This window comes from Ruegeria sp. ABV3_008 (assembly GCF_056161185.1).
In genome coordinates this window covers 306077-330230 of record NZ_JBSWYP010000001.1, presented here as the reverse complement: position 1 = coordinate 330230, position 24154 = coordinate 306077, and the positions used below count along the sequence as shown (strand labels likewise).

General features: G+C 59.4%; 24 protein-coding genes. 15 read left to right on the top strand and 9 right to left on the bottom strand.

The features are described from left to right. The first annotated feature begins 292 nt into the window (after nt 1–292). A complete protein-coding gene (locus ACXAH8_RS01640; protein WP_475215526.1) occupies nt 293–1678 on the top strand; it encodes a dipeptidase in 1386 nt (461 codons plus the stop codon). Between the two features lie 136 nt (nt 1679–1814). Here ACXAH8_RS01640 and lpdA read toward each other — a convergent pair whose 3' ends face one another. Continuing rightward, nucleotides 1815–3209 carry a dihydrolipoyl dehydrogenase gene (gene lpdA / locus ACXAH8_RS01635; protein WP_475215524.1) on the bottom strand — a complete coding sequence of 465 codons (1395 nt, stop codon included), beginning with the start codon at nt 3207–3209 and terminating at the stop codon, nt 1815–1817. Nucleotides 3210–3425: 216 nt separating this feature from the next. Between lpdA and ACXAH8_RS01630 the strand changes: the two genes are divergently transcribed. Next, nucleotides 3426–3860, top strand: a complete 435-nt coding sequence (locus tag ACXAH8_RS01630) for a hypothetical protein (protein ID WP_475215522.1) — start codon at nt 3426–3428, stop codon at nt 3858–3860. On the opposite strand, the gene ACXAH8_RS01625 is transcribed toward ACXAH8_RS01630, so the two are convergent. From ACXAH8_RS01625 to ACXAH8_RS01610, 4 genes are all read right to left on the bottom strand, one after another. Then, a complete protein-coding gene (locus ACXAH8_RS01625; RefSeq protein WP_475215520.1) occupies nt 3857–4435 on the bottom strand; it encodes a DUF924 family protein in 579 nt (192 codons plus the stop codon). The two genes, ACXAH8_RS01630 and ACXAH8_RS01625, sit on opposite strands and share 4 nt — an antisense overlap. A gap of 100 nt (nt 4436–4535) precedes the next feature. After that, nucleotides 4536–5816: an MFS transporter gene (locus ACXAH8_RS01620; RefSeq protein WP_475215518.1), complete on the bottom strand. Its 1281-nt coding sequence runs from the start codon at nt 5814–5816 to the stop codon at nt 4536–4538. Nucleotides 5817–5928: 112 nt separating this feature from the next. After that, on the bottom strand, nt 5929–6975 hold the full coding sequence (gene queA / locus ACXAH8_RS01615; protein ID WP_475216258.1) for a tRNA preQ1(34) S-adenosylmethionine ribosyltransferase-isomerase QueA: 1047 nt from the start codon (nt 6973–6975) through the stop codon (nt 5929–5931). Nucleotides 6976–7016: 41 nt separating this feature from the next. Beyond that, entirely contained in the window at nt 7017–10400 is a 3384-nt protein-coding gene (locus ACXAH8_RS01610; protein ID WP_475215516.1) for a YhdP family protein, read from the bottom strand. Between the two features lie 68 nt (nt 10401–10468). On the opposite strand from ACXAH8_RS01610, the gene ACXAH8_RS01605 reads away from it, so the two are divergent. The 6 genes from ACXAH8_RS01605 to aqpZ all read left to right on the top strand — a co-directional run bounded on the left by ACXAH8_RS01605 (nt 10469) and on the right by aqpZ (nt 15552). Continuing rightward, nucleotides 10469–10930, top strand: coding sequence for a peroxiredoxin (locus tag ACXAH8_RS01605; protein ID WP_475215514.1), 462 nt, complete (start codon nt 10469–10471; stop codon nt 10928–10930). A gap of 87 nt (nt 10931–11017) precedes the next feature. Next, on the top strand, nt 11018–11836 hold the full coding sequence (locus ACXAH8_RS01600; protein ID WP_475216256.1) for a ferritin-like domain-containing protein: 819 nt from the start codon (nt 11018–11020) through the stop codon (nt 11834–11836). A 174-nt stretch (nt 11837–12010) separates the two neighbouring features. Beyond that, nucleotides 12011–13342, top strand: coding sequence for a DUF5930 domain-containing protein (locus ACXAH8_RS01595; RefSeq protein ID WP_475215512.1), 1332 nt, complete (start codon nt 12011–12013; stop codon nt 13340–13342). After that, nucleotides 13332–13832, top strand: coding sequence for a bactofilin family protein (locus tag ACXAH8_RS01590; protein WP_170374000.1), 501 nt, complete (start codon nt 13332–13334; stop codon nt 13830–13832). The genes ACXAH8_RS01595 and ACXAH8_RS01590 overlap by 11 nt, the downstream gene beginning before the upstream one ends. Nucleotides 13833–13957: 125 nt before the next feature. Next, complete coding sequence (locus ACXAH8_RS01585) at nt 13958–14773, top strand: M90 family metallopeptidase (protein WP_475215510.1); 816 nt, start codon at nt 13958–13960, stop codon at nt 14771–14773. A 92-nt stretch (nt 14774–14865) separates the two neighbouring features. After that, nucleotides 14866–15552, top strand: a complete 687-nt coding sequence (aqpZ, locus tag ACXAH8_RS01580) for an aquaporin Z (protein WP_475215507.1) — start codon at nt 14866–14868, stop codon at nt 15550–15552. A gap of 57 nt (nt 15553–15609) precedes the next feature. Here the strand turns inward: aqpZ and ACXAH8_RS01575 are convergent, their stop codons facing one another. Further along, nucleotides 15610–16164: a peptidylprolyl isomerase gene (locus ACXAH8_RS01575; RefSeq protein ID WP_170374003.1), complete on the bottom strand. Its 555-nt coding sequence runs from the start codon at nt 16162–16164 to the stop codon at nt 15610–15612. Then, entirely contained in the window at nt 16157–16663 is a 507-nt protein-coding gene (locus ACXAH8_RS01570) for a peptidylprolyl isomerase (protein WP_170374004.1), read from the bottom strand. The genes ACXAH8_RS01575 and ACXAH8_RS01570 overlap by 8 nt, the downstream gene beginning before the upstream one ends. A 132-nt stretch (nt 16664–16795) precedes the next feature. Here ACXAH8_RS01570 and ACXAH8_RS01565 point away from each other — a divergent pair, with 132 nt between their 5' ends. The 7 genes from ACXAH8_RS01565 (at nt 16796) to ACXAH8_RS01535 (ending at nt 22909) form a co-directional block, all read left to right on the top strand. Next, complete coding sequence (locus tag ACXAH8_RS01565; RefSeq protein ID WP_475215503.1) at nt 16796–17986, top strand: phosphoglycerate kinase; 1191 nt, start codon at nt 16796–16798, stop codon at nt 17984–17986. A gap of 161 nt (nt 17987–18147) precedes the next feature. Beyond that, nucleotides 18148–18447 (top strand): FtsB family cell division protein, encoded by a 300-nt coding sequence (locus tag ACXAH8_RS01560; RefSeq protein ID WP_170458795.1) that lies wholly within the window; start codon nt 18148–18150, stop codon nt 18445–18447. A 129-nt stretch (nt 18448–18576) separates the two neighbouring features. Further along, nucleotides 18577–19566 carry a pyruvate dehydrogenase (acetyl-transferring) E1 component subunit alpha gene (gene pdhA, locus ACXAH8_RS01555; RefSeq protein WP_170374007.1) on the top strand — a complete coding sequence of 330 codons (990 nt, stop codon included), beginning with the start codon at nt 18577–18579 and terminating at the stop codon, nt 19564–19566. A 15-nt stretch (nt 19567–19581) separates the two neighbouring features. Next, a complete protein-coding gene (locus tag ACXAH8_RS01550; protein WP_475215500.1) occupies nt 19582–20955 on the top strand; it encodes a pyruvate dehydrogenase complex E1 component subunit beta in 1374 nt (457 codons plus the stop codon). Next, nucleotides 20955–21215: a hypothetical protein gene (locus ACXAH8_RS01545; RefSeq protein WP_170374009.1), complete on the top strand. Its 261-nt coding sequence runs from the start codon at nt 20955–20957 to the stop codon at nt 21213–21215. Before ACXAH8_RS01550 ends, ACXAH8_RS01545 begins: the two co-directional genes overlap by 1 nt. A gap of 1 nt (nt 21216) precedes the next feature. After that, nucleotides 21217–22521 carry a pyruvate dehydrogenase complex dihydrolipoamide acetyltransferase gene (locus ACXAH8_RS01540; protein ID WP_475215495.1) on the top strand — a complete coding sequence of 435 codons (1305 nt, stop codon included), beginning with the start codon at nt 21217–21219 and terminating at the stop codon, nt 22519–22521. Between the two features lie 85 nt (nt 22522–22606). Beyond that, nucleotides 22607–22909, top strand: a complete 303-nt coding sequence (locus ACXAH8_RS01535) for a hypothetical protein (protein ID WP_475215493.1) — start codon at nt 22607–22609, stop codon at nt 22907–22909. Between the two features lie 3 nt (nt 22910–22912). On the opposite strand, the gene cysE is transcribed toward ACXAH8_RS01535, so the two are convergent. Then, nucleotides 22913–23722 carry a serine O-acetyltransferase gene (gene cysE / locus ACXAH8_RS01530; RefSeq protein WP_170374012.1) on the bottom strand — a complete coding sequence of 270 codons (810 nt, stop codon included), beginning with the start codon at nt 23720–23722 and terminating at the stop codon, nt 22913–22915. Between the two features lie 131 nt (nt 23723–23853). Further along, the gene (locus ACXAH8_RS01525) at nt 23854–24150 is read right to left on the bottom strand and encodes a DUF7742 family protein (protein ID WP_170721813.1); all 297 of its coding nucleotides are present in this window, start codon (nt 24148–24150) and stop codon (nt 23854–23856) included. Nucleotides 24151–24154: the final 4 nt, after the last annotated feature.

The following is a 24154-nucleotide window of genomic DNA, read 5'->3' as shown; positions in this document are numbered from 1 at the left end:
CCAAAGCCTGTATTCCGCCACCTTACAGGACATTGCCCCTAAAGCAGCTTTGTGTTCGCACGTTCGACCTTATTAAAGCCGCTAGTTAGAACCCAACTTTGATTTGCATCAAATATAAGCTTCATAGCCGCGCAGCAAGTAAACTTACGTCTAAAAGACGTGGGGAAACGACGCAGGTACAGAAGCTTAACTTCGGCCACTCACTACGGGGCGATACTGCGCACTCTGCTCTGGACGGCAGCGCCAACACTGATAGGGTTCGCGCAAATCATTCCCAAGCAGGAGCCCTGTTATGTCGCTAGACGCCGTGCTGAGCCGGATCGATTCTGATCTGCAAACCTCGATCGACCGCCTGATGGAGCTGTTGCGCATCCAATCGATCTCAACCGATCCCGCCTACAAGGCCGAGGTCGACAAGGCTTCGGACTGGCTGGTCACGGATCTGCAGAGCATTGGGATTGCAGCAGAAAAACGCGAAACACCCGGTCACCCGATGGTCGTGGGTCATGTCGGTGAGGGCAGCGACGGCCCGCATGTGCTGTTCTACGGGCATTATGATGTGCAACCCGTCGATCCGCTGAACCTGTGGAACCGCGATCCGTTCGACCCCGCCATCGAGGAGACCGAAAACGGACCCGTCATCCGCGGCCGTGGGTCGTCCGACGACAAGGGCCAGCTGATGACCTTTGTCGAGGCCTGCCGTGCCTGGAAAGCCGTCCACGGCACCCTGCCCTGCCGCATCACCTTTTTCTTCGAAGGTGAAGAGGAATCAGGCTCGCCGTCGCTGGTGCCGTTCCTCGAAGCGAACAAAGACGAATTGCAGGCCGATCTGGCCCTGGTTTGCGACACCTCAATGGTGTCACGCGGAGTGCCCTCGATTGCCTCGCAATTGCGCGGAATGCTGAAGGATGAGTTCACTATCGTAGGCCCCCGCATCGACCTGCATTCCGGCCACTACGGCGGCCCCGGTCTGAACCCGCTGCGCGAATTGTCCAAGATCGTGGCTTCCTTCTATGACGACGAGACCGGGCGTGTCGCTGTTGAAGGTTTCTACGAAGGCGTTCACGAGGTCCCGGCAGATCAGCTGCGCCAGTGGGAAAACTGCGGTTTCGACGAAGCCGAATATCTGAACTCGGTGGGATATAGCCAACCGCATGGCGAAAAAGGCTATTCCACGCTGGAACAGCAATGGGCACGCCCCACGCTTGAGGTCAACGGCCTTTGGGGCGGCTACAACGGTGCTGGATCAAAAACGGTGATCCCATCGGAAGCTCATTGCAAAATCACCTGCCGCCTTGTCGGTGACATGGACCCCGACGCCTTGCGCGACAAGATTCGTAAACATGTAGAGGAGCACCTGTCCCCGGATGCCAAAGTTGTCTGGGACAATGACCTCGAAGGGTCCCCAGCCTCGGTCATGAATCTCGATCGCCCTGAATTCGAAGCGGCCCGCGCGGCGCTGTCCGACGAATGGGGCCGCGAAGCCGTATTCACCGGAATGGGCGGCTCAATCCCGGTCGTTGGTTATTTCGACACCGTTCTGGGCCTGGATTCGATGCTGGTCGGCTACGCCAATGACGACGATGCCATCCACTCTCCGAATGAGAAATATGATGTCAAAAGCTTCCACAAGGGCATCCGCTCTTGGGCCCGCATTCTCGATGCTTTGAATTCGTAGAAGTCTTTTGCGAGGCTCTGCCTCGCGCTCCGAGGTATTTTCGGCCAGATGAAGGACGGATCCCATGCTTCATCTGGCTATAAATATCCCGGGGGAGTCGCGGCTTGCCGCGACGGGGGCAGCGCCCCCTAACCCCTTACATATGGATCACGCGATCATAAGCATCCAGAACACTTTCATGCATCATTTCTGACAGTGTCGGGTGCGGGAAGACGGTGTTCATCAGGTCTTCTTCTGTCGTCTCCAACTGGCGACCGACCACGTAACCCTGAATCAACTCGGTTACTTCTGCACCGATCATATGCGCGCCCAGCAGCTCACCGGTTTTGGCGTCAAAGATCGTCTTGATCATGCCCTCAGGCTCTCCAAGCGCAATCGCCTTACCGTTCCCGATGAAGGGGAAGCGGCCGACCTTGATGTCGTAGCCCAGCTCTTTGGCTTTGGCTTCGGTATAGCCAACCGAGGCCACCTGTGGGTGACAATAGGTGCAACCTGCGATGCTTTCGGGTTTGACCGGATGCGCGTGTTTGCCTGCGATCAGGTCGGCCACCATGACGCCTTCGTGGCTGGCTTTATGAGCCAACCAAGGCGCGCCCGCGATATCGCCAATCGCATAGAGACCATCAACGCCGGTGCGGCAGAACTCATCCGTCACAACATGCGTACGGTCGATTTTCACGCCGAGTGCTTCCAGTCCCAGATTCTCGACATTGCCGACAATGCCAACGGCCGAGATCACAGTGTCGAACTCGTGCTTTTCGACCTTACCTTTGGCCTCGATATGCGCGGTGACCTTACCCTTGCCGCGATCAAGTTGCTTGACCATCGCCTTTTCCATGATGGTCATGCCCTGCTTGGTGAAGGCTTTCTTCGCGAAGGCGCTGATTTCAGCGTCTTCAACCGGAAGCACGCGATCCATCACTTCAACCACGGTCGTGTCTGCGCCCAGCGTGTTGTAGAAGCTGGCGAATTCGATCCCGATGGCGCCCGAGCCGATGACGAGCAGTTTCTTCGGCATCCGCGGCGGCTGCAGTGCGTGTTTGTAGGTCCAGACCAGATCGCCATCTGCTTCCAGCCCTGGAAGCTCTCGCGCGCGTGCACCAGTGGCGAGGACGATGTTTTTGGCGGCCAGCTCTTCGGTGCCCTTCTCGGTTTTGACTGAGACTTTGCCTTTTGCGGTAATCGTCGCCTCGCCCATCACGACACTGACTTTGTTCTTCTTCAGCAAGTGGCCGATCCCACCCGACAACTGGCCGGCAACGCCACGTGAGCGTTTGACCACCGCGTCCAGATCATAGCCGAACTTGTCCGCCGTCAGGCCAAAGTCCTTCGCGCGCTCCATAAGGTGGAAGACTTCTGAGGAGCGCAGCATTGCTTTAGTTGGAATGCAGCCCCAGTTCAGGCAGATGCCGCCCAGATGCTCCCGCTCGACCACGACGGTCTTGAGGCCCAGCTGCGCCGCGCGGATTGCGGCCACATAGCCGCCCGGACCAGCACCGATTACGATCAGATCAAAAGATTTTTCAGCCATGTGTCCCTCTCGGCCCAGGTCGGTTTGAAATTTAGTTTAGCATTAAACTATTTTTCACAGCGCATCAATATAGACATACCGCGACAAAAGCGACGCCGGTATGTTATGGTCGATACGTGCAGCTTTCAGCCTATACCCAAGCTTTTTCAAAGGCTAGAAAAGAACAGCCGGGGCCTCCGCCCGTCTTATATTCACAAAGCATTCGAAAGACTTATCATGGCCAAGACCCTCAAAGACCTTCTCCTTGCACTTCTGAATGCAACGCTGATCCTAGTGGCGCTTTGCCTGTTTTTGGGCTGGAAACTGGCTTCGACCGTCGAGGATGTCACCTCGGGCCTGTCGGAAAAGCTGCAAGTTGTCACCCCGTTGCGGGACGAGGCGCAGGGTATTCGCGAGCAGCTTTCCGGACTGCGCAGTGATTTGGCCCGCATTCAAGAGGACGGTCTGGTGAGCAACACCGTCGTTTCTCTGCGAATGTCCAATACGCTAGACAAGCTGGAAACGCTAGAAACCAATCTGCAGACCGTTCAAACCCGGTTTGCAGAGTTGGCGGAGTCACCTGACCAATTGATCGACCATGCAATTGAGACCTCGGTCGACGTGGTAGCCGACCGGATCATTGCTATCCGTGGATGCGTGCCCGAAAGTTAACCGGCTGCTTGCAACTCACGCACAGTGGAGCCATAGCCGCCCATGTCGACATAGGCGGTCTCATGCACGGTTGGGGTGCGTGACAGGGCCTCATTCCGATAGGGGAAGCGTCCGAATTTCCGGATCACCTCGCGATGGGCGCGCGCGTGCAGCAGGTTGCTGGAATCCTCGCTGCTGAGGTTCTGGCACATCAGACGCACGCAGCGTTCCTGATCACACAGGTTTTCGGAATGCATCATCGGCAGATAAAAGAACTGCCGGGCGGGTTCGTCGATTTTCATATCCCAGCCCTTGTCCACCGCACATTTCGCAGCGGCCAGAGCCGCCCGATCCGACGAAAAGGCCCGTGCCTCACCCCGGAACATGTTGCGCGGGAATTGGTCTGCTAGGATGATATAGGCCAGCGACCCGCTGGGATATGTCAACCAGAGCGAAAACTTGCCCTCTGTCGCGGCTTCCCAAGTGGTCAGGAAACGGTCGCGGATCTTCTGATCCAGCGCGTCGTCCTGCATGTACCACCCCTTGGGGCCGACCTCATCCAACCAAAAACTCAATACGTCTTCAGGACCAACCATTGCCCTTAACTCCGTGTGTTGCCCTCCCCAGGGACGTAAGGTCATTTAAGGCTGTTTTACAGATTTGTAACAGTAAAATATTACTACATTTCGGACATATTTAGGCGTTAGCGGAAACATCTTGTGCGTCCTCCTCGGCCTCGGCGGCTTCGATGGCCACTTCCTGGGCCACCTCAAGCGCAACAGGGGATGCGGAGGGGTACAGAGGCGACATAGTGCCGGTTTCGTCAACAGGGATCGCCGCGCGCTGCGTCATGCGATACATTGCGTAGCCGGCCATCGCGAGCAGCAACGCCGCGATGAACAGGAAAAAGCCCGGAGGTCCAAAGATCCCGTCCCCCATCAACCAACCCGTAATCAGCGGGCCAGCAATCGCGCCCAAGCCGTTGATGAAAAGCAAACCACCAGATGCAGCGGCCATGTCTTCGCGATCCAGAAAATCGTTCGTATGGGCGATCAGCAGGGAATAGAGCGGGTTTGACATACCACCAATAAAGAAAGCGGTAACCAGAAGGATCGGGAAATTCACCCCGAATAGCATGCCAGCTATGGCACTGGCACCGCCCATGGCAGCCGCCAGCAGGATCAGGAAACGCCGATCCATCCGGTCCGAGAACCAACCCAGCGGGTATTGTAGCACGATGGCGCCGATGTAGAAGGCGGCCACGAAGGTCGAAATCTCGATCAGGCTCAGCCCGGCGCGCGCGCCATAGACCGCTGCCATGCCGAACTGCGCCGAGAACACCCCGCCCAAAAGGAACATGCCCACACAGCCCAACGGGGATTTGCCCATCAGTTCGCGCAGGGTCATGGGTTTGGTGGTGTCGAATGCAGGGGTCGGAGAAATCGACAAGAGGATCGGCGCGAACGAGACAGAAACGAGGATCGACGCGATCACAAACGTTTCATACCCTGCGGGATCGCCCAGCAGAACCAACCCCTGAGCCGAAATGATCCCCAGCATCTGCACGATCATATAAAGCGACAGCGCCTGCCCCCGGTTCTCATTACTGGCCGCGTTGTTGAGCCAGCTTTCAGCGGTCACATACACGCCCGAGAAGCAGAAGCCGATCACGGCACGCCCCAGGAACCACGCGATCGGGTCGGTCAGCATCGGATACATGATCATGACCGCGGAAATGAACGAGGCCAGGGCTGCGAAGACACGCACATGGCCGACCCTGCGGATCATCTCAGGCGCGAGGCGTGATCCGCCTAGAAATCCCATGAAATAGGCCGACATCACAAAGGACATCTCGAGGGTCGAGAAACCTTCGATTTCACCGCGAACACCCAGAATCGTGCCTTGCAGGCCGTTGCCGACCATCAGCAAACCCATGCCGAGAAGAAGCGCCCAAGCGGTGGACAGAACCTGAATCATTTGGGCCTCCGGGATGTGCTAAGCTGAATTGCGAGTTGTTATGTGATCAAAACAAATGCAGTTCGCGCCTGTCTACGACATTCCCTGTCTGACAGTGTCGCGGCTGAGGGTTTTAGGGGATCAGAAGGGACGAATCCCCATACGAAAAAAAGCGATACTTCTGTTCAATCGCATGGGCATAGACGGACCGCATACGCTCTTGTCCCATCAGGGCCGAAACCAGCATCAGCAGGGTCGATTTGGGCAGGTGGAAATTGGTCATCAGTGCGTCCGTCACGTGGAACTGAAAGCCCGGATAGATGAAGATGTCGGTTTCCCCTTCCCAAGGCGCGATCTGCCCACTGCGCGCGGCGCTTTCGATCAGGCGCAGTGCGGTGGTACCGACCGGGATCACCCGGCCCCTTGCCGCCTTGGTGGCGCGGATCTCATTAGCAGCCTGCTGGCTGACCCGGCCCCACTCGGCATGCATCTTGTGGGTTGTCACGTCCTCGACCTTTACCGGCAAAAACGTGCCCGCACCCACATGTAGGGTCACGTGGCTGAATTCCACCCCACGCTCTGCCAGCGCAGCCATCAACGCATCATCGAAATGCAGCGACGCGGTTGGTGCGGCCACAGCGCCCGAGTTGCGCGCCCAGATGGTTTGGTAATCCGCCTTGTCCTGCTCATCCGCTGGACGTTTGGCGGCGATGTAGGGTGGCAAGGGCATTGCACCGGCCTGTTCAAGGGCGGCGTCAAAATCCTCACCCCTGAGGTTGAACTGCAGATAGGCCTGCCCGTCCTCTACCCGGTCCAGCGTCGCACTGAGATCGTCCGAGAATACGATCTCTTCGCCCGGCTTGACCTTTTTCAGCGGCTTAATCAGCGCGGTCCAGGATCCATCCGCCTTAGGCTCCAGCAACGTCGCCTCGATCGCGGCGGAAACCAGCCCCTGCGCGCTGTCGCGGTGCCGCCGTCCGCTGAGCCTTGCCGGGATCACGCGCGTATCGTTCAACACAAGCCGATCGCCGGGGCGCAGCCAGTTGGGCAGATCGAACACATGGCTGTCCGAAATCGCCTCGCCCTCGGCCACCAGCAAACGCGCGGACGAGCGCGGGTTGGCGGGTCGGGTCGCAATCAGGTCTTCGGGCAGGTGGAAATCAAAATCGCTGAGTTTCATGGCCGCGCCATACAAGGCCACAAGAGATTCGGCCATATCCCCTAGCGGTCGCTTTTCGGGGCGCCGTACGTACGCTTGGGTTCGTCAGGTTTGCGCGGTTGGGCATTCGGCCCATCTGAAACCGTCGGGGCTGGTGGGCGCAGAAGGTTGCGCAGGAACAGCGGCGCGAGGCCCGACAGCGGGTTCACCGAGACCTTCGGGTCTGCCAAAGGCCCCGTAAGGGAATAATTGAACCCGATGACCCCCTCGCCCTTTTTGGTAAAGACGCTGCCAACCGCATTCAGCAGGTAGATCGGGGAAATGGCACCCCGCAGGTTCAGCGTCCCGGCCACCGTATTCACTGTTCCATCAAAAGACAGTCCCATGGACGGGCCAACAGCACTTCCACTGAGGATCTTGACCTCGGTCGGAGTGATCCGCATCCGGCTGTCGATGGACGAGAAGAAAATGCCCTGGCCAGCCATCTCATCCAGCAACCCGACCAGACTGATCGCATTCAGCAGCGCCGCCATAGCCGGCGCATCCTGAATGCGGGTGCTAACGATGCTGAGGATCACATCATAGCTGCCAGCCGCCGCGACTGGTTCCAACTGTACATCTAACGTTCCGCCTCGCGCCTGCGTCAGCAAACCCGCTGAGCGCAGGACAGCCCCCGCATCGTTCGAGGTCAGCTCTACCGCGCTGCGCGCGCCCCGCGGGGTGAGGCGGCCTTGCATGGCAGCCCCTCCGTTGACACGGGCGTTGAAGGTGCCGTTGACACCTCCGGTCGTTTGAAACTTGCCCTTGAAGCCGGTCAGAGCCACGCCCTCAGTGACTTGGAGGCGGTCAAGCGTTACGTCGAGATTCGGTCCAGCGCCCGACCCGCTGCTGCCGCCCTCGGACCTGCCAAATGTGGCGCGGCCCAGGTTCAGCACCCCGCCAAGAACGCGAATGTCGGGTGCGGCATTACCCCGCCCGATCAGCTCGGCCGGAACAGCCAACCAGTTGCCCAGATCGAAGGAACTGAAGGAAACACGGCCAAACTCTCCCTCTCGGAAGGTGATCGACGCCGCAGTCCGCAACCCCGCCGCCTGCAGGTTCAAGGCATCAACCTTCAGCCCATCGCCCAGCGTTGCATCAGCAGTCAGCGTGCCGCTGGTCGACGCGGGTTTGCGCCATCCCAGTTCGGGTATGGCCAGCGTGACGCCCACCAGATCGGATGAGGCTGATAGTTGCGGCGGCGAGCCCGCACCGATGCCCAGCGTAAAATCAGCCGTGCCGGATCCGCTGAGGAAGCTTTGCGGCAACCCAGCCTTCAATTCGGCCATCAGACGTTGGGACAGTTCGATTTGCCCCGTCACGGTGCTGCGCTGCGCCGTCTCGCCATCAATCGGCTGTTGCCATTTGGCCTGCAAAGGCACATCGCCGAACAGACCCTGCCCTTCGATCTGCACGCCGGTCTGGTCTCCGGACAACTCCAGAATCGGTGCGCTGACGGAAAATCCCGGCACCAGACGGTCGCTCCGCAGGTCGCCGAGGGTGCCTGCAAAGTGAAATTGCGTGTCCTGAAACTTGAGGCCCTTGATCAGCGGCAAGGACAACGTGCCCTTGAGCGCCACGTTTCCTTCGGCCATATCGACCGGCAGTCCTGCCTTGCTGAGCAAGCTGAGAGGTGGGCGATCCAGTAGGGATAGCGCGGCAGTGACACCCCCCGTCGCACTTATCCGTGCAATACCCGGCGTATTTTTTTTGATTTCGGTATCGGGAATGATGAAGGACGTCCCCGAAGCATCCACAACCCCGCCCTGATCGGCCATCACCACACCCTGCTGCGCGGTTGCGGTAAAGCGGTCGTCAATCAGACTGGCCTGCCCCTGCGCGCCTTCGACCGGAGGCAGGGTCTTGGCAAAACGGATGGTGGCATCCTCGAATCCGAAGTCCAGATAGATATCGGGTTTGTTGTCGGGTCGCAGACGCAGCGCGAAATCCATATCCGACAAGGCGCCCTTGGAAAGGTTTTTGGTCACCCACTCCCGCGGCTTCGGCGCCAGACGTTCAGGCCAATAGTTTAGGACATCTTCAGAGTCCATCTGGTTCAGATGCGCATCCAGATCGGCCGACCAGCCATCGGCCAGCCCGACCAGCAGACCCGAGGCCCGCACGCGGTGGCCGCCATCCTCGATCGTCATCTGACCTACGCGCAGCCGGAAGGGGGCGAATTTCATCTGAACGTCCAGATCGGCCCTCTTCAGGTTCAGAGGCTCGGGGAAGAGGTTGGCCGGGTTGACGTTGATCCCCGTCAGGCTCCACTGCCCATCCAGACTGTCGAGCGTCCCGTTTTCCACCCCTTGCAGATAGGCTTTGCCCGCGGCCTGCACCGATCCCCAGGCGGAATCGATCGAGACCTCGTTGAAGTCCAGCTCCTGCCGGTTGGGATCATAGGTGAAGTAGGTGCGCGCGGAGTCGAACGGGATGGCACGTGTCTCCGGATTCGGCTGCACCGCCCCGGCCCCCAGATTGAGCGTCGCGAAAACAGGGCCGAACCCCCCTGAGCCATCCACACTGCCTCGTACCGCGCCCGAGATGGGCGTTTTCAAAACCTGCAACCACGCCAATGCCGGGCTTTGGCCGTATATATCCTCGGCTGGAAGATCGGTGATCGTCACGCCAAAACGTGCCTCGGGCGTACCCAGAATGCTGGTGTAATTGGCCTCGATCTGGCTGACAAAATCGCGCCCGGACAGGACCGAGAACCCGGTGGCCAGCCGCATGTCGTCGTCATTGCGGGTCAGCTGAATATGGCCGCCGTCTAGTATCCAGGACCTCCCCAACCGCAGATCGCGATAGTCCAGCGTGATCGCGTCCAACTGCACCGAGGTCAGCGCGGACAGGACCGGAGAAAGGAACACCTCATCCCCGGCCTCGATCAATTCGGCGAGGTTCGATGCGCTTTGCACGGGCGCGCTGCCAGTGCCCACCGTCAGGGTCAGCGCACCGTCCTCACCCCGGATCAGGGCGATCTGTGCCCCGCTGAGTATGATCCGCTTGGGTCGCACATGACCGCGCAGCAAGGGCCGCATCGCCAGGCTGGCCCGCATATCCGACACTTGGGCGATCTGTTGTCCGGCCTGATCACTGATGGACACATCCGTCAGACGCAAACGGGGCCGCCAGCCTTCGTGAATGATAAAGCTGACATCCCCAAAGCGGATCTGGAGACCGCCCAGATTCTCCTCCAAACGCGCCTCAACGTGACTGCGTAGCCAAGCCGGGGCGTGCATACGCTGGCCCAACACCATAAACCCCGTGACCACAGCCAGAACGACCAGCAAAACAACGCCCCGCAACGTCCAGATGCCCGCCGACCGACGGCGCGAGCGGCGACGTTTCGGTTGGCCCGCCTCTTCGCTATTGTCCTGATCCAGCTGCACCAATTTGCGTTCCACGCCTTTCAACCCGTCCGCGTTGCCCTATGATATCGGGCAGCGTTTAAAAACCTTTAGCGGAGTTTCCAATGCCCGACGTTTCAGACATGGCCCCTGACTTCACCCTTCCCCGAGACGGCGGCGGTGAGGTATCCCTCGCGGATCTGCGCGGCAATGCCGTCGTTTTATTCTTTTATCCCCGCGATGATACGCCGGGCTGCACCAAGGAATCCATCGGTTTTTCGGAGCAGCTTCAGGCCTTTGCCGATGCGGGCGCTCAGGTCTTCGGCATCTCGCGCGACAGCGTTGCCAAACATGACAAGTTCGTCGCCAAACACGACCTGACTACGCCTTTGCTGTCGGATGAAAACTCGACCGTCTGCGAGGATTACGGCGTCTGGGTCGAGAAGAATATGTATGGCCGCAAATCCATGGGCATCGAACGCTCGACCTTTCTGATCGACGCCAAGGGCCGCATCGCGCAGGTCTGGCGCAAGGTCAAAGTGCCGGGCCACGTGGATGCTGTGCTTGAAGCCGTCAAGGCGATGTAGCCCCCCTCGACCCCGCGCGCCATCCGGTCTATCCCCAGCCCCGACACGACAAGGCGGAGCGTACCAGTGCCCAAAACACTGACCCAGATGGCAACCGAGGTTCTGACCACAGCGGACGGGCGGGAGAAAACCGCCCTTTCCAAACGCCATGCCGCCGCTTGGTTCGCGTCGCGCAAGGGCGAGGGTGACGCGATTGAAATCGGCACCGCCACCCCGCCTTTGACCCCTGCACGCCCTGAAAAGCCCGAGCTGCTCTCCCCGCGCGAAGTGCCAAAGCGCAAACCGGGGTCCGAGGCCGGACGGATCGCGCTCCTGCACGCTGTTGCACATATTGAACTGAATGCCGTGGATCTGCATTGGGACATCATTGCCCGCTTCGGTCACGTGCCCATGCCGATCGGTTTTTACGATGACTGGGTCAAATGCGCCGAAGAAGAATCGCGCCATTTTGAGATGGTGTGCGATTGTCTGGAACAGATGGGCAGCCTTTACGGCGCCCTGCCCGCCCATGCAGGCATGTGGCGCGCCGCCGAAGACACTGCCGAAGATCTGATGGGCCGCCTTGCAGTGGTTCCCATGGTGCTAGAGGCACGCGGGCTGGACGTCACCCCCGGCATGATCGATATCTTTCGCAAGGCAAAGGCGGAACAAGCCATCGCTGCACTCGAGGTGATCTATGCGGAAGAGGTCGGCCACGTCGCCTATGGCTCCAAGTGGTTCCATTTTCTATGCGGACGCGAAAACGCCGACCCCAAGGACGTCTTCCACCAATTGGTTCGGCGCTATTTCCACGGTGCCTTGAAACCGCCCTTTAACGAAGAGAAGCGCGCCGAGGCAGGGTTGCCGCCGGACTTCTACTGGCCACTCACCGAGGATATGCCCGCGACGGGTCAGGTCTCAGACTAAGGTTAAAGGTTAATTTCGGCAGGTTTTCGCCGATCCGTAGGGGGAAAACTGCACCTTCGACGACAAATTGGTCAACAAACTTGCCCGAATGCTGAGACCCTATTAAGCATCCCGTCCAAGGGACGGCTATTGCACCACGACCGGTCCCGATCTTGGGGATGAGAGGTAAGACGCGTGAGAACACGTCTGGCAATTAAATTTCACTCGCTGCTCGAACGGCACTTCCCGGAACGCCGGGTTTTTCTGAAATCTGACAAAGACACACGGTACATCCGACTCAGCTCGGAAACGCAGATCGCTGCGGTGACCGGTGTGGCCGTCATGGTTGGCTGGACCGCCGTCGCCACAGCGATTCTGCTGATGGACAGTATCGGATCTGGCAACTTCCGCGAGCAAGCCAAACGCGATCAGGCCACCTATCAAGAACGTCTCAACATCCTGTCCGCTGAGCGTGACGCCCGCGCTCAGGAAGCCTTGGCCGCACAGGACCGGTTCAACGCTGCATTGGCACAGGTCTCGGCGATGCAGTCCGAGCTTTTGGCCTCGGAAAACCGTCGGCGCGAGTTGGAGACCGGAATCGAAGTGATCCAGACGACCCTGCGCGCCACGATGAAGCAACGCGAAGAGGCCCGTGGCGAACTGGCGAAGCTGCAACAGGATGCGGATACAACGGACGCCTATGTCGTGGCAGCATCGGCCCCGGCGCAGATGGAATTCATGACCGACGCGCTGGCTCGCACCGCGGAAGAGCGGGATCAGATTGCAGCTGACGCACGCGATGCGCTGGACCAGCGCGATGATCTGGAGCTGGAAATCCGACTGATGCAGGAACGCAGTGACGAGATTTTCCGCCAGTTGGAAGAGGCGATGGTGATTTCGGTCGAGCCTCTGGACAAGATGTTCCGCCAGGCGGGCATGCCCACGGACCGCATCATCGAAGAGGTGCGGCGCGGATATAGCGGTATGGGCGGTCCGCTGACCCCTTTATCCCTGAGCACCCGCGGCGAGGAGAGTGACATCTCCGCCGACGAGGTGCGCGCAAACCAGCTTCTGCAACAAATGGATCAGTTGAACCTGTATCGTCTGGCGGCCGAAAAAGCGCCCTTTGCGAACCCGGTTCATTCCGCTGTGCGGTTTACAAGCGGCTACGGCTCCCGCCGCGACCCAAAAACGGGCGGACGTCGGATGCACAACGGCGTTGATTTCGCGGGTCCCCAAGGCACCGATATCTTTGCAACCGCAGATGGCGTGGTCACCCATGCCGGTTGGCAGTCCGGCTTTGGACGCCTTGTGAGGATCAAACACGCCTTCGGGATTGAGACACTTTACGCCCATAACACCAAGATCCGTGTGAAGGTCGGCCAAAGGGTCTCGCGCGGGGATCATATTGCTGATATGGGTAGCACCGGACGGTCCACCGGCACGCATTTGCACTATGAGGTGCGCGTGAACGGAAAACCTGTAAACCCAATGACTTACATCAAGGCTGCGAGAAATGTTTTCTAAGAGCAAAATCAACGAACCCGCATCCAAGGATTCTGAGGCGGCAAAACCTGCTGCTCCGGCGACTCCGGCGGCCCCTGCACCTTCCGAACCCAAGGCCAGCACGGCGCCCAAGCCGAAGCCACCAGCATCGGTCCTGTCTTCGGACCTGCACATCACCGGCAACATCAAGACAACCGGTGACATTCAGGTTGAAGGCACTGTCGAAGGCGACATCCGCGCGCATCTGTTGACCATCGGCGAAACCGCGACCATCAAAGGCGAAGTCACTGCAGACGATGTCGTGGTCAACGGCCGCATCGTGGGTCGCGTGCGTGGCCTGAAAGTCCGCCTGACCTCGACAGCGCGGGTCGAAGGCGACATCATCCACAAGACAATCGCCATCGAAAGCGGCGCGCATTTCGAAGGTTCGGTTCAGCGCCAGGACGACCCTTTGAACCCTGGCCGCGGCGCAAAACCGGGTGCCAACCCGGCTGCGGAAGTCAAACAGTAAAGCAAATCCAACTCGGATTTTTGAAACGCCGCAGGCCATCCTGCGGCGTTTTCGATTCAACTGCAGGCATTCCTCTGAATCCAGTTCCAAGCTTGAACTGATACGGCTAAACTATGCCCATGTGGATGTTTTTCGCTCTTGTCGCTGCCGTCGCAGGCGCGTTTCTGTATTGGTCCTGGTCCAAGAAAAAGGCGCGCGCTGCGCTTCTGGCCGAGCCATTGAGCGCAGACGATCGGCGTATCATCGCGGCACAGGTCCCTATCCTCCAACGTGTTCCCGCCGACCTGCGTGAGAAACTGGATGGCAAGATCAACCTGTTTCTAGAACAGGTGAGCTTTTATGGCTGCGACGGGCTGGAAGTCACCGATGAGATGCAACTCTCCATCGCCGCGCAAGCCTGCCTGCTCGTGGTGAACACCGACATCTGGTACGACAATCTGACGACTGTTCTGATCTATCCCAATGCTTTTAAGTCTCGTCAGCAAAGGCGCAGCGGTTATGTGATCACTGAGAAAGAGATCATCCGAACCGGCGAAAGCTGGGACCGTGGCCCGGTGATCCTGTCATGGGCCCATAGCAAGCAAGGCGCGATGAATGACCATGACGGGCACAACGTGGTATTCCATGAGTTCGCACACCAGATCGACGACCTGTCGGGTGGCACCAACGGCATTCCGGTCTTGGCAAAGGGACAGAGCTATGCTGAGTGGGAAAAGGTCTTTCTAGCGGCCTATTCCGACCATGTCGCGGCAGTAGAGGCCGGGCATCGCACCGTCATCGACCCTTACGGTGCCGAAGGCCATGAGGAGTTCTTTGCCGTCTCGGTCGAGGTGTTCTTTGAGCGCCCTCACGCCCTGCAAAAGGCGGCACCTCATGTCTATGAACAGCTTGCCGCGCTGTTCAATCTCGATCCCGCGACATGGGGTGAAGTGCCTAACTGACGCGCACACCGTGAAAATTCCCCTGAACGCTAGTTTCACAAATCACGGTTTTTGAATTACTCTGGTCCTCATTGATTAACGGAGGACTATTCATGTCATCAAAACTCATGGCCGAATTCTTCGGCACGTTCTGGCTGGTTCTGGGGGGCTGCGGCAGCGCGGTTCTGGCAGCAGGGGTCGCTGATGTCGGCATAGGATGGCTTGGTGTATCCTTCGCCTTCGGCCTGACCGTTTTGACCATGGCTTATACGGTGGGTCATATTTCGGGCGGGCATTTCAACCCAGCGGTCAGCCTCGGCCTGATGATCGGTGGGCGCTTCCCCGCCAAAGACCTACTGCCTTATTGGGTCGCGCAGGTCTTGGGTGCAATTGCGGCAGCGGTGGTGCTGTATGTGATCGTCAGCGGCGCGCCGGGTTTTGAAGGTGTCGGTGGGTTTGCCTCAAACGGGTATGGCGAGGCGTCCCCTGAAGGGTATTCAATGATCTCCGCCCTGGTGATCGAGATCGTGCTGACCGCGTTCTTCATCGTGATCATTCTGGGGGCCACCTCCAGCGGAGCGCCTGCGGGCTTTGCTCCGATTGCCATCGGTCTGGCCCTGACCCTGATCCACCTGATCTCAATCCCTGTCACCAACACGTCGGTCAACCCGGCACGGTCCACAGGCGTGGCCCTGTTTGCCGATGGCCCTGCCCTTGCACAGCTCTGGCTGTTCTGGGTTGCCCCGCTGATCGGGGGGGCAATCGGTGCGTTGATCTGGAAAGCAATGGGCGACGACTGATCTCAGTCCCTAGCCCACAAGAAAACCCCGGCGCATGGCCTGCACCGGGGTTTTTCGTTACTCGGTCACGGTGACCTTTTTCATCGCGTCAGGCTGGCCGACAACAGCGCCGTTCTGGCCCGCACCGCGTTTGATCGCATCAACTACGTCCATCCCGTCCGTGACCTGACCGACAACGGTGTACTGGCCATCCAGAAACGGTCCCGGCTCGAACATGATGAAGAATTGCGAGTTCGCGCTGTTGGGGTTCTGAGACCGCGCCATGCCGACTACACCGCGATCAAAGGTGATGTCCGAGAATTCGGCCGGCAGATCAGGACGGTCCGAGCCACCACGACCTGCATTGGCAGCGTTGAAGCTGCCCTTGGTCTGGTTGCCGAACTGAACATCTCCGGTCTGGGCCATGAACCCCTCGATCACGCGGTGGAAGACGACCCCGTCATACTCACCTGCGTTGGCGAGTGCGGTGATCTGCTCAACGTGCTTGGGTGCGACATCTTCGAACAGGTCGACGGTGATGGTGCCATTGGCCTCACCCTCAACCTCGATCTGCAGCCCGGTGGCCAGCGCGGGGCTGGCCAACAGAACAAAAGCGGCGGCAAGCTTATGCATCTGCCGCTACCTTGACGCTGATCATGCGGTCCGGGCTCGCAGGCGGCTCGCCCCGTACAATAGCGTCTACATGCTCCATCCCGTCGATCACGCGGCCATAGACCGTGTACTGACCGTTCAGGAAGTGGTTGTCCTTGAAGTTGATGAAGAACTGCGAGTTGGCGGAGTCCGGGTTCTGTGAACGCGCCGCACCCAGCGTTCCACGGTCATGTGGCAGTTTCGAGAATTCAGCCGGAACGTTCGGAAGAGACGACCCGCCTGTGCCCGCCATGCGGATGTTGAACCCGTCTTCCATGTCGCCGTGCTGGACGTCGCCGGTCTGGGCCATGAAGCCGTCAATCACACGGTGGAAGGCCACGTTGTCATACTCACCCCCACGGGCCAGTTCCTTCATCCGGGCGCTGTGCAGAGGCGCCACGTCGGGAAGCAGCTCAATGACGACATTGCCGTCTTTCAGCTCGATGATGATTGTGTTTTCGGGATCCTTGATCTCGGCCATCTGGCCCTCCTGTCGTTTGTCTTGCGCAAATACCTATGCGCCAAGCGCCTGAATGCCAAGTGACGCATTGACCTGAGGGCAAAATGCAGGAAAAGAACCGCCCAAAGGGTATCAAAACACGAGGATTGCGCGATGGGCTGGAAAACACTGGACGATATGGACCTGAACGGCAAACGCGTGCTGGTGCGTGTGGATATCAACGTGCCGGTCGTTGACGGTGTTGTGACCGACGCCACCCGTATTCAGCGTATTGTTCCCACGGTGCAGCACATTCTGGCATCCGGTGGCAAGCCCATCCTGCTAGCCCATTTCGGTCGTCCCGGCGGCGAACGCCGCGAAAGCCTGTCGCTGAACCAACTTGTCCCGACCTTGGAGTCTGCTTTTGGCGCGAAGGTCCTGTTCGCCGCCGATTGCGTGGGCACCGAGGCGGAACTGGCCGCCGAAGCCCTGCAGCCCGGTCAGGTTCTGCTGCTGGAAAACACCCGCTTTCACGCGGCTGAAACCAAGAACGATCCCGATCTGGCCGCTGGTATGGCGCGTCTGGGCGATGTCTACTGCAATGACGCGTTCTCGGCCGCGCACCGCGCCCATAGCTCGACCGAGGCGCTGGCCCGTTTGCTGCCCGCCTGCGCCGGTCGCCTGATGCAGGCCGAGCTTGAAGCGCTGGAGGGCGCTCTGGGCGCACCCAAACGCCCTGTGACAGCCGTTGTTGGCGGCGCGAAAGTGTCGACCAAGCTGGAGCTGTTGGGCAACCTGATCGACAAGGTCGACTATCTGGTCATCGGCGGCGGAATGGCGAACACGTTCCTTGTCGCCAAGGGCGTTGATGTCGGAAAATCGCTGGCCGAAACCGCGATGAAAGACACTGCCGCAGAGATTCTGGCCAAGGCCGAAGCGTCCGGCTGCACCATCGTGTTGCCTGTTGATGTGGTGGTCGCCGAGAAATTCGAAGCAAACCCGCCGCATCAGGTTCTGCCCGCCGATCAGTGTCCCGCAGACAGCATGATCCTAGACGCAGGTCCCGAAAGTGTTGCCGCCATCAACGAGATTTTCGGCAAAAGCCAGACCCTGATCTGGAACGGCCCGCTCGGCGCGTTCGAGTTGGAGCCGTTTGACGCCGCCACCAACGCCGCCGCCCTGAAAGCCGCTGCGCTGACACGCGCGGGTCAGTTGATCTCGGTCGCGGGTGGCGGGGACACGGTTGCCGCGCTGAATGCGTCGGGCGCAGCCCAGGACTTCTCGTATATCTCGACCGCAGGCGGAGCTTTCCTGGAATGGATGGAGGGCAAGACCCTACCCGGCGTCGCAGCGTTAGAACAGTGATCATCGCGGCGCGCGCAAAACCGGGCCGCGAGACAATCTGACTCAACCGCGAAATTTTTGCGAATCAGGGGATTCACATCCCGAATCACCTGTGACATAGTGCAATCAGAGGCCCACAAAGGGCCCGTTATTGAGGCAGACTTCATACGGCGGTCAACAGAGTGTCCCGTTCCCATCGGCCCGGTTTGGGCGCAGTTTTTTTCTTTTCGGTGGCTTTTATGCTGGGTGTATATTTCACCTTTGCCGCCGTTCAAGGAGACTATGGCCTGTTTCGACGGGTTGAGATTTCGGCGGAACGGGACGCCCTGTCACGCGACCTCGCGGCGCTCAAAGCTGAGATTGCCGAGATGGAAAACCTCACCCGCCGTCTTTCGGACAATTACCTTGATCTCGACCTACTGGATCAACAGGCCCGATCCGTACTGGGCATGATCCGCGCGGATGAAATCGTTATCCGCTAACCCCTTCCTCCCCCTGCACGAATTGCGCAAAGCTACGCTGCGTCATATTTACGCTCGCCAGATCGCAAGAAATGCTCTAAAAGATAGTTTAACGCTAAACTATCTGTCCGAAAGGGGGAGATCGCCACAATGGCTGCGCGAAAAACCACAAAGAAACCAAACGTTTCTGCGGAAGAGCTGAAAACCTACTACCGCGAAATGCTGTTGATCCGTCGATTCGAAGAAAAGGCGGGGCAACTTTACGGTATGGGTCTGATTGGTGGTTTCTGCCACCTCTACATCGGACAGGAAGCGGTTGTTGTCGGCCTTGAGGCTGCTGCGAAAGAAGGCGACAAACGCATCACATCCTATCGTGACCACGGCCACATGCTGGCCTGCGGCATGGATCCGGGCGGCGTGATGGCCGAACTGACCGGGCGCGAGGGCGGCCTGTCCAAAGGCAAAGGCGGCTCGATGCACATGTTCTCGAAAGAGAAGCATTTCTACGGCGGCCACGGCATCGTTGGCGCTCAGGTCCCGCTAGGCGCGGGTCTGGCCTTTGCAGACAAGTATAAAGAAAACGGCGGCGTGACCTTCACCTATTTTGGTGACGGTGCTGCCAACCAGGGTCAGGTCTACGAGACATTCAACATGGCCGCCCTCTGGGATCTGCCGGTCGTCTTCGTGATCGAGAACAACCAATATGCGATGGGCACGGCGCAAGCGCGCTCGACCTCTTCGGCGGATATCTATCACCGTGGTCAGGCCTTCGGGATCCCGGGCGAAATGGTCAACGGCATGGATGTTCTGGCCGTCAAAGCCGCAGGCGAGAAAGCCGTCGCCCACTGCCGCGCAGGCAAAGGCCCCTACATCCTTGAGGTCAAGACCTACCGCTACCGTGGTCACTCGATGTCCGACCCGGCCAAGTACCGCACCCGCGAAGAAGTTCAGAAGGTCCGCGAGCAAAGCGACCCGATCGAACATGTGCGCGAGCTGCTGCTGACCGGCAAACACGCGACCGAAGATGACCTGAAGGCGATCGACAAAGAGATCAAAGAGGTCGTCAACCAGGCCGCCGAATTCTCGAAAGAAAGCCCCGAGCCGTCGCTGGACGAGCTCTGGACAGACATTTACGCCTGAGAGGACGAATAAGACATGGCAACCGAAATTCTCATGCCCGCCCTTTCGCCCACAATGGAAGAGGGCACGCTGGCCAAATGGCTGGTCAAGGAAGGCGACACCGTATCTTCCGGCGACATCATGGCCGAGATCGAAACCGACAAGGCCACGATGGAGTTCGAGGCCGTTGACGAAGGCATCGTCGGCAAAATCCTGATCAGCGAGGGCACCGAAGGGGTCAAGGTCAACGCCCCCATCGCGATCCTTGTTGAAGAAGGCGAAGATGCCTCCGCCCTGCCCGCGGCTGCCCCCGCAGCCGCAGCGGTGACCGAGGCCGCCCCTGCGGCGGTTGAGGCCCCCGCTCCCGCAGCTGCCGCCCCGGCCGCTCCGGTTGTGGACCTCTCGCCCGATTGGCCCGCCGACGCAGAAATGAAGACCGAAACCGTCCGCGAAGCGCTCCGCGATGCGATGGCCGAAGAGATGCGCGGCGACGAAGACGTTTACCTGATGGGTGAAGAAGTCGCCGAATATCAGGGCGCCTATAAAATCAGCCAAGGCCTTCTGGACGAGTTTGGCCCCAAACGCGTGATCGACACCCCAATCACCGAGCATGGCTTTGCCGGTATCGCGGTGGGCTCTGCCTTTGGTGGCCTGAAACCCATCGTCGAGTTCATGACCTTCAATTTCGCCATGCAGGCGATCGACCAGATCATCAACTCCGCCGCCAAGACGCTCTACATGTCCGGCGGTCAGATGGGCTGCCCCATCGTGTTCCGTGGCCCCAACGGTGCCGCCGCCCGCGTGGCCGCGCAGCACTCTCAAGATTACGCCGCATGGTACATGCAGATCCCCGGCCTGAAAGTCGTGATGCCGTACTCGGCCGCTGATGCCAAAGGCCTGCTGAAATCGGCGATCCGCGACCCCAACCCGGTGATCTTCCTGGAAAACGAAATCCTCTACGGACGCACATTCGACGTGCCGCAAGTGGATGACCTAGCCATTCCTCTGGGCAAGGCTCGCATTTGGCGCGAAGGCTCGGATGTGACCATCGTCAGCTTCGGTATCGGCATGCAATATGCCCTCGAAGCCGCCGATAAACTGGCCGAAGAGGGCATCAGCGCGGAGGTCATCGACCTGCGTACCATCCGTCCGATGGACACTGGCGCGATCATCAACTCGGTGATGAAGACCAACCGTCTCGTGACAGTCGAAGAAGGCTGGCCCCAAGGCTCGGTCGGCAGCTACATCAGCTCGGTCGTGATGCAAGAGGCGTTCGACTATCTCGACGCGCCGGTCATCAACTGCACCGGCAAGGATGTTCCGATGCCCTATGCCGCGAACCTCGAAAAGCTGGCCCTGATCACCACGGATGAGGTGATCGCTGCCGTCAAACAGGTGACCTACCGGTAATGGAGATCAGGGGCCGCGATCCAGCAACCGAATGCTACCGTGTCGAGATTGACATCGACAACCGCATCGTACGGGCGCTTGTGCCCGAACGATTGGCGGCGGATATGCGGTTGATAGGCGCGCGCCCCTCTCACCAGACCGCCTATGTCTGGATGGCGGAGAACAAAGAAAAAATCGAGGCTGCGATTGCGACGCTCGCACGCGGCACCGGGCGCCCCAAGGCGCCCTTTGACCAAATTACTCTGATTGAGGAGCGCTGAAATGCCCACCGAAATCCTAATGCCCGCCCTGTCTCCGACTATGGAGGAAGGCACCCTTGCCAAATGGCTGGTCAAAGAGGGCGACACCGTCTCCTCCGGCGACCTGCTGGCCGAGATCGAAACCGACAAAGCCACGATGGAGTTCGAGGCCGTTGACGAAGGCACCATCGGCAAGATCCTGATCCCGGAAGGCTCCGAAGGGGTCAAGGTAAACACTGCCATCGCAGTCCTGCTGGAAGATGGCGAAAGCGTCGATGACATCGGCGCTGCACCGGCCCCGGCCCCAGCGGCTGCGCCTACAGCTGCCGCGGGCAACGAGGTCGCCGCGCCAGCGGCGTCCGAGGCGCACGCCCCTGCCCCGGCAGCACCGGCCAAGGCCGATGGCGGTCGTATTTTCGCCTCACCGCTGGCCCGTCGCATCGCAGCGCAAAAGGGCCTTGATTTGGCACAGATCACTGGCTCGGGCCCGCATGGTCGCATCGTCAAAGCGGATGTCGAAAGCGTAGCTGCGACGCCAGCTGCAGCCGCTCCGGCCCCTGCAGCAGCAGCCGCGCCCGCAACGGCGGCACCGGCTGGCCCATCGGCAGATGCTGTGGCCAAGATGTACGATGGTCGCGACTACGAGGAAATCAAGCTCGACGGCATGCGCAAGACCATTGCCGCGCGCCTGTCCGAGGCCAAGCAGACCATCCCACATTTCTACCTGCGCCGCGATATCAAGCTCGATGCACTCCTCAAGTTCCGCAGCCAGTTGAACAAGCAGTTGGAAGGCCGTGGCGTAAAGCTCAGCGTCAATGACTTCATCATCAAAGCTGTCGCCAACGCGCTGCAGCAGGTCCCCGAATGCAACGCAGTCTGGGCGGGCGACCGCGTGCTGCAGTTGAAACCGTCTGATGTGGCCGTTGCGGTTGCGATCGAAGGCGGTCTGTTCACTCCGGTCCTGCAGGATGCCGACACCAAGTCTCTGTCTGCCCTGTCGACCGAGATGAAGGACCTTGCCGGTCGCGCCCGCGAACGCAAGCTGGCCCCGCATGAATACCAGGGCGGCACATTCGCGGTTTCGAACCTGGGCATGTTCGGCATCGACAATTTCGACGCCATCGTGAACCCGCCACATGCCGGAATTCTGGCGGTCGGAACCGGCCTGAAGAAACCGGTCGTAGGCGACGACGGAGAGCTGACGGTTGCAACCGTGATGTCCGTCACGATGTCCGTGGATCACCGGGTCATCGACGGCGCGCTTGGGGCTCAGCTGCTGCAAGCCATCGTCGAAAATCTGGAAAATCCGATGGTCATGCTGGCCTGATCAAACTCTGCCTGCCGGGGTCCGACCTCGGCGGGTGCTCTCGCGATCACGGCCATGATGTGAGCAAGCGTGATCGCCCGAAAGGTTGCCTCAGCAACCGCGCTCTCCCACCTTAAAAACAGACGGTTTTAAAAGCCAAAGGTGGTCCATGCGCTTTTTTGATTTGACCAAGATATTGCTTGTCGTTGCCGCGTCCGCAACTGCGGCGGACATGGCATTCGCAAAACCCAACAGCTATCCGGGCGAAAACTCCAGGTTCAAATCCAGTGATCCAGCCGTGATCGCCCAGCAAAAGGCTGAGCGCCAGCAACGCATCGACAAGCGTAAGGAACGCAGGGAACAAAGACGGCAAGAGCGGTTGAAAAGAAAGAACAACCGCTCAAACTGATTTTTACTGGTCCTTGCCCAGCATGTGGTCCATCGAGATCGAGGGCTGATCGCACCCCGCCTCGCCCACGATTTTGGCCGGGATGCCGGCAACTGTCTTGCAAGCCGGAACCTCTTGCAGCACCACCGATCCGGCGGCGATCCGGCTGCAGTGGCCGACCTCAATGTTGCCAAGAACCTTGGCCCCGGCACCAATCAGAACTCCATCACCGATCTTTGGGTGGCGCTGCTCTTCTTCCTTGCCGGTTCCGCCCAAAGTCACAGAATGCAGCATCGAGACATTGTCACCAACCACAGCAGTCTCACCAATCACGATGGAATGGGCGTGGTCGATCATGATCCCTTTGCCGATCCTGGCGGCGGGGTGAATGTCGATGCCGAAAATCTCAGACGACCGCATCTGGAAGAAATAGGCCAAATCATGCCGTCCCTTGCGCCACAACCAGTGGGCCACACGATAGGCCTGCATCGCCTGATACCCTTTAAAATAGAGGATCGGCTGCAGTAGTCGGTGGCAGGCTGGGTCGCGTTCGTACACGGCCATCAGGTCCGCGCGCGCAGCCTCAATCAAGCTAGGGTCGTCGGCATAGGCCTCGTCCACGATCTCACGCAGGACCATCATCGACATCTCGTTCGAACACAGCTTGGCCGCCACTCGGTACGACAATGCCCGCTCAAGGCTGCGGTGATGCAGAATACAGGCATGCACCAGCCCGCCCATCAGCGGCTCTTGCTCAACGGCGGTATGGGCCTCGGTCGTGATCCGGTTCCAGACCGGGTCGACGGGGGTCACGTGGCTGCGCTTTTCAAACATGGCTTTGATCCTTTGCTGCGCCTAGCATGCCATTTAGTGGTAAAAACGCCAAACGCAAACCCGTGATCTGTAACTTAACCAAAATGAATGTGTTCCAAGAGGGGTCTTGCACCTCTTGGCAATTATGACAGTCAGCCCAGCGCTCGCAGGGTCTGAAATCGTATCAGCTGACGCAAAACCATCTCAAAACACTGGCAATAGTGCGGATCATCAAAGTTCGGTTCATCCGCCAGCACCCGCGTGCGGGCCACTGTCATCAGGGATCCGTTGCCATAGGCCGGGTGCAGCCGCCCAGTGCGCTGGACATGGCGGTCGGCCAGTTCGGCCTCGGCCACCATCTTGATACAGAGCGTTCGGCGGCTGCGCTGCGGCACGGCCAACAAGGCGCGTGCCGCAGCGCTGACATCTCCGTGGAGGACGGGGCGCACAGGT